Raw genomic sequence first — 14444 nt, 5'->3', positions numbered from 1 at the left:
CGGCCAAACCAGTCATCCAGATTGACAGCTTTGGCCATTGCCGCCTTGCTTGAGCGGCGCGAACATCGTCGGACCGATGGTTAACACCAAAAACAAGAAACCAGGAGTCCGACGATGCGCGATTACATCGAGGCTGCTCGTGCGTTCGACCAAGGCCAGGCTGCTGCCGCGGCGCTGCATGGCGACCTCCAAGCCCTCAATGCCTGTGTCGAATGCTGTGACCGCCATGCCGGTGCCGGCAAGCTGGCGCTGATTCACGAAGACCGCGATGGCAACACGGCGCGGTTCAGTTTCGACCAGCTCAAGGCGCAGTCTGCGCGTTTTGCCAATGTGCTCAGAACCCACGGCGTGGGCCCCGGTGATCGGGTGGCTGGGCTGATGCCACGTACTCCCGAGCTTCTTGTCACCATCCTCGCCACCTGGCGCCTTGGCGCTGTGTACCAGCCTCTGTTCACTGCGTTTGGCCCCAAGGCTATCGAGCACCGCCTTGAGCAGTCGCATGCCCGCGTAGTCGTTACCGACAGCCTCAACCGTGGCAAGCTGGACGAGGTGCAGGCCTGCCCGACCATCATCACGGTCAATGCCCGCGCCGGCGAGCTGGACTACCAGCAGTGCCTGGCGGGCGCCCCGAGCGACTGCGAACCGGTAATGCGCACAGGTAACGATCCGTTCTTGCTGATGTTCACCTCAGGCACCACCGGCCCGGCGAAACCGCTGGAGGTGCCGCTGCGTGCCATTGTCGCGTTTCAGGGCTACATGCGCGACGCCATCGACCTGCGCAGCGAAGACAACTTCTGGAACCTGGCCGACCCGGGTTGGGCCTATGGCCTGTATTACGCAGTTACCGGCCCGTTGTCACTGGGCCACGCCACCACGTTCTACGATGGCCCGTTCAGCGTCGAAAGCTGCGCGCGGGTGATCGACAAGCTCGGTATCACCAACCTGGCAGGCTCGCCCACTGCGTACCGCATGCTGATTGCGGCCGGCAGTGCTTTCTCGGCGCCCGTCAAGGGCCGCCTGCGCGCAGTCAGCAGTGCCGGTGAGCCGCTCAACCCCGAGGTGATCCGCTGGTTCGCCAATGAGCTGGGCGTGACCATCCACGACCATTACGGCCAGACCGAACTGGGTATGGTGCTGTGCAACCACCACGGCCTTTCACACCCCGTGCACCTGGGGTCTGCCGGCTTCGCCGTCCCCGGCCATCGCATTGTGGTGCTGGACGAGCAGGGCGCAGAACTGCCGGTCGGCCAGCCGGGCATCCTTGCCGTCGACCGCGAGCAATCGCCACTTTGCTGGTTCGCTGGCTACCACGGGCTGCCGACCAAAGCGTTCATCGGCAAGTACTACCTCAGTGGTGACACCGTCGAGCTCAACGCGGATGGCAGCATCAGCTTCGTTGGCCGCAGCGATGATGTGATTACCACCTCCGGCTATCGCGTCGGGCCGTTCGACGTCGAGAGCGCGTTGATCGAGCACCCTGCGGTGGTCGAGGCCGCCGTCATCGGCAAGCCGGACCCGGAACGGACCGAGCTGATCAAGGCGTTCGTGGTGCTGGCCCAGGGCGTCGTCGGTTGCGCCGAACTGGAAGAAGCGCTGCGTCAGCATGTGCGCCAGCGCCTGTATGCCCATGCCTACCCCCGCGAAATCGAATTCGTCAGCGAGCTGCCCAAGACCCCGAGCGGCAAGCTGCAACGCTTCATCCTGCGCAACCAGGAAGTCGCCAAACAACACGCGCAACAGGCCACCCCTGCCAGCGCCTGAAAGGAAACCGATCATGCAGATAGCCAATAAACACTTCATTGTCAGCGGTGCCGCCTCCGGGCTGGGTGCTGCCACTGCGCAGATGCTGGTCGAGGCTGGCGCCAAGGTCATGCTGGTCGACCTCAACGCTCAGGCCGTCGAGGCCAAGGCCCGTGAACTGGGTGACAACGCCCGCTTCGCCGTGGCCGACATCAGCGACGAGCAGGCTGCCCAGGCGGCCGTCGACGCAGCCGTCAGCGCCTTTGGCAGCTTGCATGGCCTGGTCAATTGCGCCGGCATCGTCGGCGCCGAGAAGGTGCTGGGCAAACAGGGCCCGCATGGCCTTGCCAGCTTCGCCAAGGTCATCAACGTCAACCTGATCGGCAGCTTCAATTTGCTGCGCCTGGCCGCTGCAGCCATGGCCGAAGGGGCCGCCGATGAGGCGGGCGAGCGTGGGGTGATCATCAACACCGCCTCCATCGCTGCCTACGACGGCCAGATCGGTCAGGCTGCCTACGCTGCCTCCAAGGGCGCCATTGCCAGCCTCACCTTGCCGGCCGCTCGCGAACTGGCACGCTTTGGCATCCGTGTGATGACCATCGCTCCGGGCATCTTCGAAACGCCGATGATGGCTGGCATGACCGAAGAGGTACGTGCTTCGCTGGCTGCCGGTGTGCCGTTCCCACCACGCCTGGGCCGCCCGCAGGAATACGCGGCGCTGGCCCGTCACATCATCGAGAACAGCATGCTCAACGGCGAGGTGATCCGCCTCGACGGTGCACTGCGCATGGCTGCCAAGTAAGGAGCGTGAACATGACCCTCGCCAATGATCCGATCGTTATCGTCAGCGCCGTGCGCACGCCCATGGGCGGCCTGCAGGGCGATCTGAAAAGCCTGACCGCGCCACAGCTGGGCAGCGCGGCCATTCGTGGTGCCGTGGAGCGTGCCGGCATCGATGCCGCCAGTGTCGAGCAAGTGCTGTTTGGCTGCGTGCTACCGGCCGGCCTGGGCCAGGCGCCAGCGCGCCAGGCCGCACTGGGTGCCGGGCTGGACAAGCACACCACCTGCACCACCCTGAACAAAATGTGCGGCTCGGGCATGCAGGCCGCGATCATGGCCCATGACCTGCTGTTGGCCGGGACCGCGGACGTGGTGGTGGCGGGCGGCATGGAGAGCATGAGCAACGCCCCGTATCTGCTGGACAAAGCCCGTGGCGGCTACCGCATGGGCCACGGCAGGATCATCGACCACATGTTCATGGACGGCCTGGAAGACGCCTATGACAAGGGCCGCCTGATGGGCACCTTCGCCGAAGACTGCGCCCAGGCCACAGGCTTGAGCCGTGAAGCCCAGGACCAGTTCGCCATTGCCTCGCTGACCCGTGCCCAGGACGCGATCCGCAGCGGCCGCTTTACCGCCGAGATCGTGCCGGTGGAAGTCACCGAGGGCAAGGACAAGCGCGTCATCAAGGACGACGAGCAGCCGCCCAAGGCGCGCCTGGACAAGATCCCGCAGCTCAAGCCTGCCTTCCGTGAAGGGGGGACGGTGACCGCCGCCAACGCCAGTTCGATCTCCGACGGTGCTGCGGCGCTGGTCCTGATGCGCCGCTCCGAAGCCGACAAGCGCGGCCTCAAAGCCCTGGCAGTCATCCACGGCCACGCGGCCTTCGCAGACACCCCGGCGCTATTCCCGACTGCGCCGATCGGGGCCATCGACAGGTTGATGAAACGCACCGGTTGGAACCTGGCAGAGGTCGACCTGTTCGAGATCAACGAGGCCTTCGCCGTGGTCACGCTGGCTGCCATGAAACACCTTGACCTGCCGCACGACAAGGTCAACATCCACGGCGGCGCCTGCGCCCTTGGCCACCCGATCGGTGCTTCCGGCGCACGCATCCTGGTGACCTTGCTGTCGGCCCTTCGCCAGAACAACCTGCGCCGCGGCGTGGCGGCCATCTGCATTGGCGGCGGCGAGGCCACGGCCATGGCCGTCGAATGCCTGTACTGAGGTGAACCATGCTGGTAACTGACGAGCAACAACAGATCGCCGATGCAGTACGCGCATTTGCTCAGGAGCGGCTGAAACCCTTTGCCGGGCAGTGGGACCAGGAACACCGCTTCCCCAAGGAGGCCATCGAGGAGATGGCCGAGCTGGGCCTGTTCGGCATGCTGGTCCCGGAACAATGGGGTGGCAGTGACACCGGTTACGTGGCCTACGCCATGGCGTTGGAAGAAATCGCCGCGGGTGATGGTGCCTGCTCGACCATCATGAGCGTGCACAACTCGGTAGGGTGTGTACCGATCCTGCGTTTTGGCAGCGAGCAGCAGAAGGCGCAGTTTCTCACCCCCCTGGCAACTGGCGCGATGCTGGGTGCCTTTGCCCTCACCGAGCCTCAGGCTGGCTCCGATGCGAGCAGCCTGAAGGCCCGTGCGCGCCTGCAGGGTGACCATTATGTGCTCAATGGCAGCAAGCAGTTCATCACCTCCGGGCAGAACGCCGGGGTGGTCATCGTGTTTGCCGTGACTGACCCAGAGGCCGGCAAGCGCGGGATCAGCGCCTTCATCGTGCCCACCGATTCACCGGGCTATCAGGTAGCGCGGGTCGAGGACAAGCTCGGCCAGCACGCCTCCGACACCTGCCAGATCGTCTTCGACAACGTGCATGTGCCGGTGGCCAACCGCCTGGGCGCAGAGGGCGAGGGCTACAAGATCGCTCTGGCCAACCTTGAAGGCGGGCGCATCGGTATTGCCTCGCAGGCCGTGGGCATGGCCCGTGCAGCGTTCGTAGTGGCGCGTGACTACGCCAAGGAGCGGCAAAGCTTCGGCAAGGCGCTGATCGAGCACCAGGCCGTGGCCTTCCGCCTGGCCGACATGGCGACGAAAATTGCCGTGGCCCGGCAGATGGTGCTGCACGCCGCCGCGCTGCGTGATGCCGGGCGCCCGGCGTTGGTGGAAGCGTCGATGGCCAAGCTGTTTGCCTCGGAAATGGCCGAAAAGGTCTGTTCGGATGCCTTGCAGACCCTGGGCGGTTATGGCTATCTGAGTGACTTCCCGCTGGAGCGGATCTACCGCGACGTGCGGGTTTGCCAGATCTACGAAGGCACCAGCGACATTCAGCGCATGGTCATTGCGCGCAATCTTTGAAGGAGCAGTCTGCATGGCATTCGAAACCATCCTGTTGGATATTCACGGTAAGGTCGGCCTGATTACCCTTAACCGGCCCCAGGCGCTCAATGCGCTCAACGCGCAGATCGTCAGTGAGATCAACCAGGCCCTGGACCAGCTCGAGCGTGACCCGAATATCGGCTGCGTGGTGCTGACGGGGTCGGCCAAAGCCTTTGCCGCCGGCGCCGATATCAAGGAAATGGCCGAGCTCAAATACCCGCAGATCTACGTCGATGACCTGTTCAGCGATGCCGACCGCATTGCCAACCGCCGCAAGCCGATTATCGCTGCGGTGTCGGGTTTTGCGTTGGGCGGTGGTTGTGAGCTGGCGATGATGTGCGACTTCATCCTGGCTGGCGACAATGCAAAGTTCGGGCAGCCGGAAATCAACCTGGGCGTACTGCCGGGCATGGGCGGTACCCAGCGCCTGACCCGTGCCGTGGGCAAGGCCAAGGCCATGGAGCTGTGTCTGACGGGGCGCCTGATGGGGGCTGAGGAGGCGGAGCGGGCAGGCCTGGTTGCGCGCGTGGTGCCACAGGCCGAACTGGTGCAGGAGGCATTGAAGGTGGCTGCAACCATTGCTGGCAAGTCGATCCCGGTGAGCATGATGGTCAAGGAAAGCGTCAACCGGGCCTTTGAAGTCACGCTGAGCGAAGGTGTGCGTTTCGAGCGCCGTGTGTTTCATGCCGCATTTGCCACTGAAGACCAGAAGGAAGGGATGGCGGCGTTCATTGCCAAGCGTGAGGCTCAGTTCAAGGACTGCTGAGCTGCACCAGCAGGGGCAGCGAAACTGCCCCTGCCTATGATCAGGCCTGATGGTTGAAGAAGTACCGCTTTGCCGCAGCCAGGTCGATCGGGCTGCGATGCACTTCGGTCTCATGCCCGCCTGCGTTCTCTGCTCCACCGCCTGCGTTGTCAGCGTTGCCGACAGGTCTTCGATTGCCTTGATGTTCAGTGCCGCATCGGCATCGTGAACGCACTCGTCCGTCTGGTTGGCACGGGTCAAGCGCAGTTCGATGGCTGCGCGGTGGTGGTCAAGGCCTTCGCGGTGCAGCAGCAGTATCTTTTCGATCTCCATTGGCAGATAAGTGTTGGCCTTGGTGCCTTGCATCAGGGCCAGGCTGCTTCTTGCTGTCTAGGGGCGGGGGCCATGAAACCGCCCGGGTTGGTTATCTGCCTTGGCTTTAAAGATGTACTGCCAGTGACATCGTCCGGGGGCAACTTGATGCCGTCAGGCGTAAACCATGTCATTTCGGTCAATTACCCCGTGATTGGTGTTGCCCCTCGCGACGTGGGGCCTTAGACTGCCGCCCCCTGCAAAAGAGTGCCGATTGGCGCTTGAAGAATTCTGTTGCCAATGCCGAGGCGTTGGCGACACCCGAATCGCCCAAATGCACATTTTTTCATAGAGAAATCGATGACCAAGGAACAGTTGCTGGCCATGTCGGCCGATGACTACATGAACGCTGATCAGCTGGCCTTCTTCACTGGCCTGCTGCAGGCGATGAAAGTAGAAACCCATGAACGCATCGAGCTGAGCCGTGCCACCATCGAAAGCCTGGATACCCCGTCGGATCCTGCCGACGTGGCCTCGGTCGAAGAAGAGCGTCACTGGTTGGTAAATGCCATCGAACGTGATCAGCGTTTGCTGCCGCAGCTGGAAATGGCCTTGGGCCGTATCGCTGACGAAAGCTTCGGCTGGTGCGATGACAGTGGTGAACCGATCGGCCTGCAGCGTCTGCTGATCAGCCCGACCACCAAGTACTGCATCGAAGCCCAGGAGCGCCACGAGCAGCTCGATCGCCACCAGCGCCAGATCTGACCGAGCGTTGTGTGCCAGGCCCCACGGAGCAATCCTTGGGGCTTTTTGCGTTTGCTGGCGGGTACGGGCTGATTCGTTGCTGCTGACGCAATAGTGCTATACCAATGTTGGCTTTTTCGGCCGGGTGTCGGGCGTACCATGGCTGTATCGTTAGGTAGCTAAGTAAATTCCGGAGGGAATGATGAATAGCCGAGTCGATGTAGCCGTGATGATTGGCTCAGGTGTGCCCGCTGCCTTGCAGGTATTGGGCCGCCGAGTCTGCTGGGTGGTTCTGGTGGACGGTGAACGTCGGGGCCCTGCGTTTGCGACACGTGATGAGGCGCGGGTGTGTCAGGTGGCCTGGCTGGAACAGCTCGAGAAGGGCCGAGCCGCCTGACTGTGGTTCAGTTTTCGAGGCTACGGGCCAGCTCGCAGGCATCATGGTGGCGACGTCGAAACCCCTTTACTCTACCGGTAGCGCTTTCGGTGACGTGGAAGAACTCGATGCCGGCAGGTATCACGACGTAACGCGGTGTGAGGCGAGAATAAATGCGCTTTGCCTCTCGACGTGTTTCTGTGTTTTCGTGCATATTTCCTTCCCAGTAATGCGCTGATGGATTGCAGAGCCCGTTCTGCCGAAGGGCCTGGCGTTATCTATCGCATCTTTTCTGACGGAATAGTTGTAAGACATTACGCTTCCCGGTTGGGGAATGTGCCTAAACCCGTCCTTTGGGCGAAGTCTGGCAAGCAGGAGTAAAGATTCCTCCATGCTCTATAGCCAGAAGGCACAGACGTTATGCACATCGCTTCATTACTCTTTTCGCCTATCGAAATGAAAGGGCCGTGCCTCACCGATGGTGAGTGGGGGCGGATGTTACCGATTTGAGGATTACTTCATTGGCAGTCAGTACTCTGGATACCCACGCTCTGTTCGCCCTTGGCGATTTGCGCGGTAAGTTGGCCAAGCTGTTTCAGGGCCGTTTCGTTTATGTCACCGAGCAAAGTCCCGAAGGCCTCTATATGGCCGAAATCGACACCGAGAGTGCGTTGGTAGTCGATGACAAGCAGCGTTTGGAATTGAAGGTGGGGGATCACTTTCGTGCTGCCGTATTGCCCAGTCGTGAAGGCGGCAAGTTGGAAATGCGCTTTCGCGAGATCAAACTGAACGTCTATGGTGTCGGGGACTATGCCTTTGTCTCGGTGCCGCAAGGTGAAGGTATCGTGTTTCGTGAAGGCCAAGGCGTAATGCTGGTGTTCGCGGCTCAACAGCAAGTCCAGGAGGGCTTGGGCAAGCTGCTCAAGGCCGTGACCGGTAAGGTCGCCAAATGGCGCAAGGGTGAATTGACCACGTTCAAGGCGAGTGAATGAACGAGGCGCAAGAGGCGGATGGCGGCCGTGCCGCGTTCCATCGACAACATCAGGCCATGGCCTTGGCACAGGCAGAACGTTTGCTGGCGCGACGCGATGAGATGAAGGGGGCCTGGTTGACCTGGGTGGCGGCCCAGCTCTATCAATTAGGCCCACCTCCCTACGTCGCGATGGTGCGGCGAGAGTTGCAGCGGATCAGCCAGCAATGAGCCTGCCGCACCTCAATTGCCACCCTCCTGGCTGTTACTGACTTCTTCGGGTACCGCTTCCCCGGCCATGCGTTTGCGAAACAGCGCCGCCCTGGCCAGTAGCAGGGTAGTGACCGGTACGGTGATCGACAGTAGAACAGGGATCAACCAGGCGTGCAGTACCGGGCCTTGCTTGAGCCATGAAAAGTAGATGATCGAAGCCAAGGCAACGCACCAGGCTCCGATGGTCGAGGCCAGGGCTGGCGGGTGCATGCGCTGGAAATAATCCTTGAGGCGCAGCAGGCCAATGGCCCCGATCAGCGCGAACAGGCTGCCGAGCAGCAGCAGGGCGGCGGTAACGAGCTCGAGCCAGAGCGGTAATTCAAGAACCTCGGTCATTCTATTACCTCGCCACGCAGCAGGAACTTGGCCAAGGCAAACGAGCCGACAAAGCCGAACAGTGCAATCAATAGCGCACCCTCAAAGTAGGTATCGCTGGCATAGCGGATCCCCAGTACCAGCATCATGAGCATGCCCAGGATGTACAGGTAGTCCAGTGCCAGTACCCGGTCCTGGGCGGAGGGGCCGCGAAACAGCCGGATCAGCGTCAGGCCCATGGCCAGGGCAAAGATGAACAAGCTGGCGAGCACTGCGTAGGCTAGCAGGCCTGTCATTGGAAAATCTCCATCAGCGGTCGTTCGTAGGCGTGTTTGAAGTGCTCGATGAAGGCGTTTTCATCCTTGAGGTCGAACACGTGCAGCAGCAGGACGCTACGGTCCAGTGCCAGCTCTGACCAGACGGTACCGGGCACTACGGTGGTGATCATCGACAGTGCTGCCAGGCCGTGGGCATCGCGCAGGTCCAGTGGGATATGGACAAAGGCTGAGCGAGGCGGGTGTTGCCCGGCGCGCAAAACGCTGAAGGCGACTTGCAGGTTGGACTGGATGACGTCGATGCCCACGCGGCCCAGCAGCTTTACGACCATCAGCGGCCTGCGCACGCGGGCGTGCTGGGGGCGCAGTGGCGCCATCAGCAGCGGCGCCAGAATGCCAAGCGCGGCGGCGAGCAGCAGGTTGCCCGGGCTTAGCGAGAGGTTCAGCAGCAGCCACAGTACGAACAGCGCGACAGACAGCAGCGGTGCGGGGAAAAGTCGGCTCATGGCTGCACCTGTGCGTCGAGCGTGGTCGGGCCGGGTATCGGCTGCGCGGCCATCACGGCCTTGATGTAGGTGTCAGGGGCCTGCAGGCTGGCAGCCGTGTCCTGGGTGTATCGTAGCAGGGGCTCGGCCCGGAAACTGAGCATGATGCACAGGCCCAGCAAAATCACGATCGGCAGGCATTCATAGCGCCGCAGTACTGGAGAGGGGCGCTCTTCAGGCTTCCAGAAGCGCTGGATGCCCACGCGGCCGAAAGCGATCAGCGAGGCCATGCCAGACAGGACGAGCAGAACTACCAGCGCCCAGCCGGCTGCGGACAGCGGGCGTTCGTTCGGCACCCCCAACCCCAGTGGGTTGAACAGCGCACTGATCAAGTTGAGTTTGCCGACGAAGCCAGACAGCGGTGGCATGCCGATGATCAGCAAGGCGCAGGCAATGAAGCTCAGGCCCAGGAACGCCATGGTCCAGGGAATGATCTGGCCGATCACGGCCTTCTGCTCATCGTCGAGGTTGATCCCTTTGGGCGGGTGCAGTGATTCCAGTGGCGAGGGCATGCTGCCTTCTTCGTCTTCCAGCGGCGGCTCGTTGGCCGAGCGAGAGCGTTCCACCAGTTCGGCGAGCAGGAACAGGGCACACAGTGCCAACGTTGAGTTGACCAGATAGAACAGGGCCGCACCCGTCAGGGCCGGCTGGGCGAAGCCGATCGCGCCCAGCAGGGTGCCTGCCGAAACCAGTATGCTCAGTGCCGCCATGCGCTCCAGTCGCTGTGCGGCAAGGATCGATACGGCTGCGATGGCAAGGGTGACCAAGCCCCCGTAGATCAGCCATTGCCCACCGAAATGCGCCGATGCACCGGCCTGGCCCGAGAACAACAGGGACCAGAGCCGCAATACAGCGTACAAGCCGACCTTGGTCATGATGGCGAACAATGCGGCGACGGGTGCACTGGCCGAGGCATACGCCGATACCAGCCAGAAATTCAGCGGCCAGATGCCGGCCTTCGCCAGGAAGGCTACGGCCAGGATTGCCGCGCCCGCGTGCAGCAAACCACGGTCGGCCTCGGGCACCAACGGTACTTTCAGCGCGAGGTCGGCCATGTTCAGGGTGCCGGTCACACCGTAAAGCATCGCGGCGCCAATCAGAAACAGCGAAGAGGCGAACAGGTTAATGGCGATGTAATGCAGGCCGGCGCGCACCCGCGCTCGTCCCGAACCGTGCAGCAGCAGGCCATAAGAGGCCGCGAGCAGCACTTCGAAAAAGACGAAAAGGTTGAACAGGTCGGCGGTCAGGAAGGCGCCATACAGGCCCATCAACTGGATCTGGAACAGTGCGTGGAAGCTGGCGCCGGCGCTGTCCCAGCGGGCGCGAGCGAACAGCAGGGCGCTGATACCGATGACCCCGGTCAACGTCAGCATCAGCGCCGAAAGGTGGTCAACCACCAGCACGATGCCAAAAGGCGCGGGCCAGTTGCCCGGCAGATACACGCCAATCGATTCCGCCTGGCCCTGGACGCGCACCCACAACAGCAAGCTGACGGCGATGATCAGCCCGCTGAAGGTCGACAGCAGGTTGAGGCGGGCCTTGAGCAGGCGGTGCTTGTCGCCCAGTATCAGCATCACTGCGGCGGTCAGCAGCGGCAGCAGAATGGGGGCGATGATCAGTCGGCTCATCTCGCTCATTCTTCACGCTCCCGGCCATCCACATGGTCGGTGCCGGTCAGGCCGCGAGAGGCCAGCAGCACCACCAGGAACAAGGCGGTCATGGCAAAGCTGATGACGATGGCCGTCAGAACCAGTGCCTGGGGCAGCGGGTCGGTGTAGTGCAGCAGGTCCTGGGTCACGCCTTCCTTGATGATCGGCTCCTTGCCGATGAACAGGCTGCCCATGCTGAAGATGAACAGGTTGACGCCGTACGATAGCAGGCACAGGCCCATGATCACCTGGTAGGTCCGAGGGCGCAGGATGAGCCACACGCCCGATGCGGCCAGTACGCCGATGGCGACTGCAATGACTTCTTCCATCAGGCGGCTCCTGCTTGGCTGGGTTTCGACGGATTACCCGGGCGGTAGGCTCGCACCGACTGGTGGGCCAGGGCAGTGAGGATCAGCAGGGTCGAACCGACCACCACGGTGTACACGCCGACGTCGAAGAACAGCGCGCTGGCCACGTGCACATCGCCGAGCACTGGCAGGTGCAGGTGGGCGGTATGGGTGGTCAGGAACGGGTAGCCCAGCAGCATGGCGCCGCCCCCGGTCAGGGTCGCACAGAGTAACCCGGTGCCCATCCAGCGCAGTGGGCGCAGGCTCATCTGGGCCTCGACCCATTGGGTGCCTGCGACCATGTACTGGAGGATGAATGCCACCGACATCACCAGCCCCGCGACAAAGCCGCCGCCAGGCTGGTTGTGGCCGCGCATAAACAGGTACATCGAGATCAGCAGGGCGATCGGCAGCAGCAGCCGTACCAGCACTGCAGGCACCATCATGAAGCCCAAAGCTGTGTCGGTGGCATGGCGCGGGTTGATCAGGTCGGTGACCACGTCAGGTGCAAGCTGGCGCTGCTGAGCGGGCAACTGCATGCTCTCCTTGGGTGGGCGGAAGCGGCGCAGCAGGGCGAATACGGTCAGGGCGACGGCCACCAGCACGGTGATCTCGCCCAGTGTGTCGAAGCCGCGGAAGTCAACCAGCATCACGTTGACCACATTGGTACCGCCACCTTGTGGCAATGCCCGGCTCAGATAGAACGAAGAAATGTCGTTCGGCGTAGGTCGTGTCAGCATGGCGTAGGACAGCAGCGCCATGCCACCGCCGACCAGGATCGCCAGCAGCAGGTCGCGCAGGCGCCGCATGCGGGCGCGGTCGAGGCTCCCGGGCAGCGGCGAGACACCTTCGATACGCCGCGGCAACCAGCGCAGGCCAAGCAGGATCAGGACCGTGGTGACCACCTCGACGACCAGTTGGGTCAGTGCCAGGTCAGGTGCGGAGAACCAGACGAAGGTGATGCAGGTCATGAGGCCGCAGACGCCGACCATGATCAAGGCCGCCAAGCGGTGATACTTGGCTTGGTAGGCCGCGCCGATGGCGCAGGCGATAGCGATCACCCAGAGGGCGACGAACACACCTGACCCCGGGATTTTCGGGCGGTCGCCCCAGCTCAGGCCGCTGTACAGCATGGGTGTGAGCCCCGCGAGGAAGGCGGCGAGCACCAGCATGAACAGTTGCGCTTGCAGGCGGCGAGTGGTCAGCAGCCCCTCGATGCGCCTGGCCAGTAACATCAGGTGCACCTGGCCGTGCTCGAACAGGCGCTTGCCATTGAACCGCTCGATCAGGGGGGGATACGGGAAGCGCCCTCGGCGCAACTGCTTGCGCAACAGCAGGTAGAGCACGATACCGCCGCTCATGGCCACCAGGCTCATGATCAGCGGGGCATTCCAGCCGTGCCAGATAGCCAGGCTGTACTCGGGCAGCGTACCACCCACCACTGGAAGGGCTGCAGCGGCCAGCAAGGGGCCAACCGACTGGGCAGGGAAAATGCCCACCACCAGGCAGGTGAGAACCAGCAGTTCGACGGGTGCGCGCATCCAGCGAGGCGGTTCGTGAGGTGTGTGAGGCAGGTCTTGGGCGGCAGGGCCAAAGAATACGTCGACGGTGAAGCGCAAGGCGTAGGCCACGCTGAAGGTGCCGGCCAGGGTAGCTATCACTGGCAGCGTGGCTTCGACCCAGGCCGTGGAGCTGATGAACACGGTTTCGGCGAAGAACATTTCCTTGGACAGGAAGCCGTTCATCAATGGCACGCCGGCCATCGAGGCGCTGGCCACCATCGCCAGGGTCGCGGTGTACGGCACCAGCCGGATCAGCCCGCTGAGGCGGCGGATGTCGCGGGTGCCGCTTTCGTGGTCGATGATCCCGGCGGCCATGAACAGCGAAGCCTTGAACGTGGCATGGTTGAGTATGTGAAACACCGCGGCCACTGCCGCGAGCGGGCTGTTCAAGCCCAACAGCAGCGTGATCAGGCCCAGGTGGCTGATGGTCGAATAAGCCAGCAGACCCTTGAGATCATTCTGAAACATCGCTGCGAAAGCACCCAGCAGCAAGGTTATGGCCCCCGCGCCGCCGACGATCCAGAACCACTCTTCGGTGCCCGAAAGCACCGGCCACAGCCGTGCCAGCAAGAACACCCCGGCTTTCACCATGGTCGCCGAGTGCAGATAAGCTGAAACCGGGGTGGGTGCGGCCATGGCATGAGGTAGCCAGAACTGGAAGGGGAACTGCGCGCTCTTGCTCAATGCGCCGACCAGGATCAGCGGCAGCAGCACTGGATACAGCGCGTGCTGGCGAATGGTCTCACCAGCAGCCAGCACTTTGTCCAGGTCATAGCTGCCCACCACATGGCCGAGCAACAAGGCGCCGACCAACAGGCACAGGCCGCCGGCACCGGTCACCATCAACGCCATATAGGCGCCGCGTCGGGCGTCGGCGCGGTGGTGCCAGTAGCCGATCAGCAGGAACGAGAACAGGCTGGTCAGCTCCCAGAAAAACACCAGCTGGATCAGGTTGCCTGAGATTACCAGGCCGAGCATGGCGCCCATGAACGCCAGAAAGAAGGCAAAGAAGCGTGGTACCGGGTCCTGTGGCGACATGTAGTAGCGCGCATACAGCGACACCAGGGTGCCTATGCCCAGCACCAGCAGCGAGAACAGCCAGGCGAAGCCGTCCATGCGCAGGACCAGGTTCAGGCCCAGGCTTGGCAACCAGAGGAACTCTTCGCGGATTACACCGCCGTGGGCAACCTGGGGGTATAGCAGTGCTACCTGAACGGTACCGACCAGGGCCACGAGCCCAGCCAGGATGGACTCGGCGTTACGTGCGTTGTGCGGCAGCACAGCTGCCAGGCAACTGCCCACGAACGGCAGAAGCAGTAGCACTATCAAGGACATAGCGTTCTATTCTGGAAAGGTTTGTCAAGGATCATACGTGCCGAGCGGTTGATCACCAACACGCAAGCTGTCGCAGAATCATACAAACAAGG

15 protein-coding genes are annotated in these 14444 nt (G+C 62.6%); 9 read left to right on the top strand and 6 right to left on the bottom strand.

The window, feature by feature from the left end:
* Window positions 1-114: 114 nt before the first annotated feature.
* From ABRP30_RS18930 to ABRP30_RS18890, 9 genes are all read left to right on the top strand, one after another.
* The gene (locus tag ABRP30_RS18930) at window positions 115-1761 is read left to right on the top strand and encodes an AMP-binding protein (protein WP_267817282.1); all 1647 of its coding nucleotides are present in this window, start codon (window positions 115-117) and stop codon (window positions 1759-1761) included.
* 13 nt (window positions 1762-1774) lie between these two features.
* Window positions 1775-2542: an SDR family NAD(P)-dependent oxidoreductase gene (locus ABRP30_RS18925; RefSeq protein ID WP_016485819.1), complete on the top strand. Its 768-nt coding sequence runs from the start codon at window positions 1775-1777 to the stop codon at window positions 2540-2542.
* Between the two features lie 11 nt (window positions 2543-2553).
* Complete coding sequence (locus ABRP30_RS18920; RefSeq protein ID WP_349976337.1) at window positions 2554-3747, top strand: acetyl-CoA C-acyltransferase; 1194 nt, start codon at window positions 2554-2556, stop codon at window positions 3745-3747.
* 8 nt (window positions 3748-3755) lie between these two features.
* The gene (locus ABRP30_RS18915; RefSeq protein ID WP_349976338.1) at window positions 3756-4883 is read left to right on the top strand and encodes an acyl-CoA dehydrogenase; all 1128 of its coding nucleotides are present in this window, start codon (window positions 3756-3758) and stop codon (window positions 4881-4883) included.
* Between the two features lie 13 nt (window positions 4884-4896).
* Window positions 4897-5670: an enoyl-CoA hydratase gene (locus tag ABRP30_RS18910; RefSeq protein ID WP_267817274.1), complete on the top strand. Its 774-nt coding sequence runs from the start codon at window positions 4897-4899 to the stop codon at window positions 5668-5670.
* 651 nt (window positions 5671-6321) lie between these two features.
* A complete protein-coding gene (locus tag ABRP30_RS18905; RefSeq protein WP_012315289.1) occupies window positions 6322-6726 on the top strand; it encodes a TraR/DksA C4-type zinc finger protein in 405 nt (134 codons plus the stop codon).
* A gap of 181 nt (window positions 6727-6907) precedes the next feature.
* Entirely contained in the window at window positions 6908-7102 is a 195-nt protein-coding gene (locus tag ABRP30_RS18900) for a hypothetical protein (protein ID WP_267817269.1), read from the top strand.
* Window positions 7103-7602: 500 nt separating this feature from the next.
* Window positions 7603-8073, top strand: a complete 471-nt coding sequence (locus ABRP30_RS18895; RefSeq protein WP_241806995.1) for a hypothetical protein — start codon at window positions 7603-7605, stop codon at window positions 8071-8073.
* Window positions 8070-8282, top strand: coding sequence for a hypothetical protein (locus ABRP30_RS18890; RefSeq protein ID WP_267817267.1), 213 nt, complete (start codon window positions 8070-8072; stop codon window positions 8280-8282). The genes ABRP30_RS18895 and ABRP30_RS18890 overlap by 4 nt, the downstream gene beginning before the upstream one ends.
* A 12-nt stretch (window positions 8283-8294) precedes the next feature.
* Here the strand turns inward: ABRP30_RS18890 and ABRP30_RS18885 are convergent, their stop codons facing one another.
* Genes ABRP30_RS18885 through ABRP30_RS18860 form a run of 6 tightly spaced genes read right to left on the bottom strand, consistent with a single transcriptional unit; the run spans window position 8295 to window position 14352 of the window.
* On the bottom strand, window positions 8295-8660 hold the full coding sequence (locus tag ABRP30_RS18885; protein ID WP_267817265.1) for a Na+/H+ antiporter subunit G: 366 nt from the start codon (window positions 8658-8660) through the stop codon (window positions 8295-8297).
* The gene (locus ABRP30_RS18880) at window positions 8657-8935 is read right to left on the bottom strand and encodes a K+/H+ antiporter subunit F (protein WP_241806992.1); all 279 of its coding nucleotides are present in this window, start codon (window positions 8933-8935) and stop codon (window positions 8657-8659) included. Before ABRP30_RS18880 ends, ABRP30_RS18885 begins: the two co-directional genes overlap by 4 nt.
* Window positions 8932-9420 (bottom strand): Na+/H+ antiporter subunit E, encoded by a 489-nt coding sequence (locus tag ABRP30_RS18875; RefSeq protein WP_267817263.1) that lies wholly within the window; start codon window positions 9418-9420, stop codon window positions 8932-8934. The genes ABRP30_RS18880 and ABRP30_RS18875 overlap by 4 nt, the downstream gene beginning before the upstream one ends.
* Window positions 9417-11096, bottom strand: coding sequence for a monovalent cation/H+ antiporter subunit D (locus ABRP30_RS18870; RefSeq protein ID WP_349976339.1), 1680 nt, complete (start codon window positions 11094-11096; stop codon window positions 9417-9419). Before ABRP30_RS18870 ends, ABRP30_RS18875 begins: the two co-directional genes overlap by 4 nt.
* Entirely contained in the window at window positions 11093-11437 is a 345-nt protein-coding gene (locus ABRP30_RS18865) for a Na+/H+ antiporter subunit C (protein WP_043213881.1), read from the bottom strand. Before ABRP30_RS18865 ends, ABRP30_RS18870 begins: the two co-directional genes overlap by 4 nt.
* Entirely contained in the window at window positions 11437-14352 is a 2916-nt protein-coding gene (locus tag ABRP30_RS18860; protein ID WP_241806989.1) for a monovalent cation/H+ antiporter subunit A, read from the bottom strand. Before ABRP30_RS18860 ends, ABRP30_RS18865 begins: the two co-directional genes overlap by 1 nt.
* Window positions 14353-14444 lie beyond the last annotated feature (92 nt).

The sequence above is a fragment of the Pseudomonas sp. WHRI 8519 genome, assembly GCF_040224055.2.
Classification (GTDB): Bacteria; Pseudomonadota; Gammaproteobacteria; order Pseudomonadales; family Pseudomonadaceae; genus Aquipseudomonas; species Aquipseudomonas putida_X.
This window is presented reverse-complemented; position numbering and strand designations above follow the sequence as displayed.

What these genes read in the sequence shown, in the direction of transcription:
- ABRP30_RS18930 (WP_267817282.1), top strand. Translation starts at nt 115, where the DNA reads ATGCGCGATTACATCGAGGCTGCTCGTGCGTTCGACCAAGGCCAGGCT.
- ABRP30_RS18925 (WP_016485819.1), top strand. Translation starts at nt 1,775, where the DNA reads ATGCAGATAGCCAATAAACACTTCATTGTCAGCGGTGCCGCCTCCGGG.
- ABRP30_RS18920 (WP_349976337.1), top strand. Translation starts at nt 2,554, where the DNA reads ATGACCCTCGCCAATGATCCGATCGTTATCGTCAGCGCCGTGCGCACG.
- ABRP30_RS18915 (WP_349976338.1), top strand. Translation starts at nt 3,756, where the DNA reads ATGCTGGTAACTGACGAGCAACAACAGATCGCCGATGCAGTACGCGCA.
- ABRP30_RS18910 (WP_267817274.1), top strand. Translation starts at nt 4,897, where the DNA reads ATGGCATTCGAAACCATCCTGTTGGATATTCACGGTAAGGTCGGCCTG.
- ABRP30_RS18905 (WP_012315289.1), top strand. Translation starts at nt 6,322, where the DNA reads ATGACCAAGGAACAGTTGCTGGCCATGTCGGCCGATGACTACATGAAC.
- ABRP30_RS18900 (WP_267817269.1), top strand. Translation starts at nt 6,908, where the DNA reads ATGAATAGCCGAGTCGATGTAGCCGTGATGATTGGCTCAGGTGTGCCC.
- ABRP30_RS18890 (WP_267817267.1), top strand. Translation starts at nt 8,070, where the DNA reads ATGAACGAGGCGCAAGAGGCGGATGGCGGCCGTGCCGCGTTCCATCGA.
- ABRP30_RS18885 (WP_267817265.1), bottom strand. Translation starts at nt 8,660, where the DNA reads ATGACCGAGGTTCTTGAATTACCGCTCTGGCTCGAGCTCGTTACCGCC.
- ABRP30_RS18880 (WP_241806992.1), bottom strand. Translation starts at nt 8,935, where the DNA reads ATGACAGGCCTGCTAGCCTACGCAGTGCTCGCCAGCTTGTTCATCTTT.
- ABRP30_RS18875 (WP_267817263.1), bottom strand. Translation starts at nt 9,420, where the DNA reads ATGAGCCGACTTTTCCCCGCACCGCTGCTGTCTGTCGCGCTGTTCGTA.
- ABRP30_RS18870 (WP_349976339.1), bottom strand. Translation starts at nt 11,096, where the DNA reads ATGAGCGAGATGAGCCGACTGATCATCGCCCCCATTCTGCTGCCGCTG.
- ABRP30_RS18865 (WP_043213881.1), bottom strand. Translation starts at nt 11,437, where the DNA reads ATGGAAGAAGTCATTGCAGTCGCCATCGGCGTACTGGCCGCATCGGGC.
- ABRP30_RS18860 (WP_241806989.1), bottom strand. Translation starts at nt 14,352, where the DNA reads ATGTCCTTGATAGTGCTACTGCTTCTGCCGTTCGTGGGCAGTTGCCTG.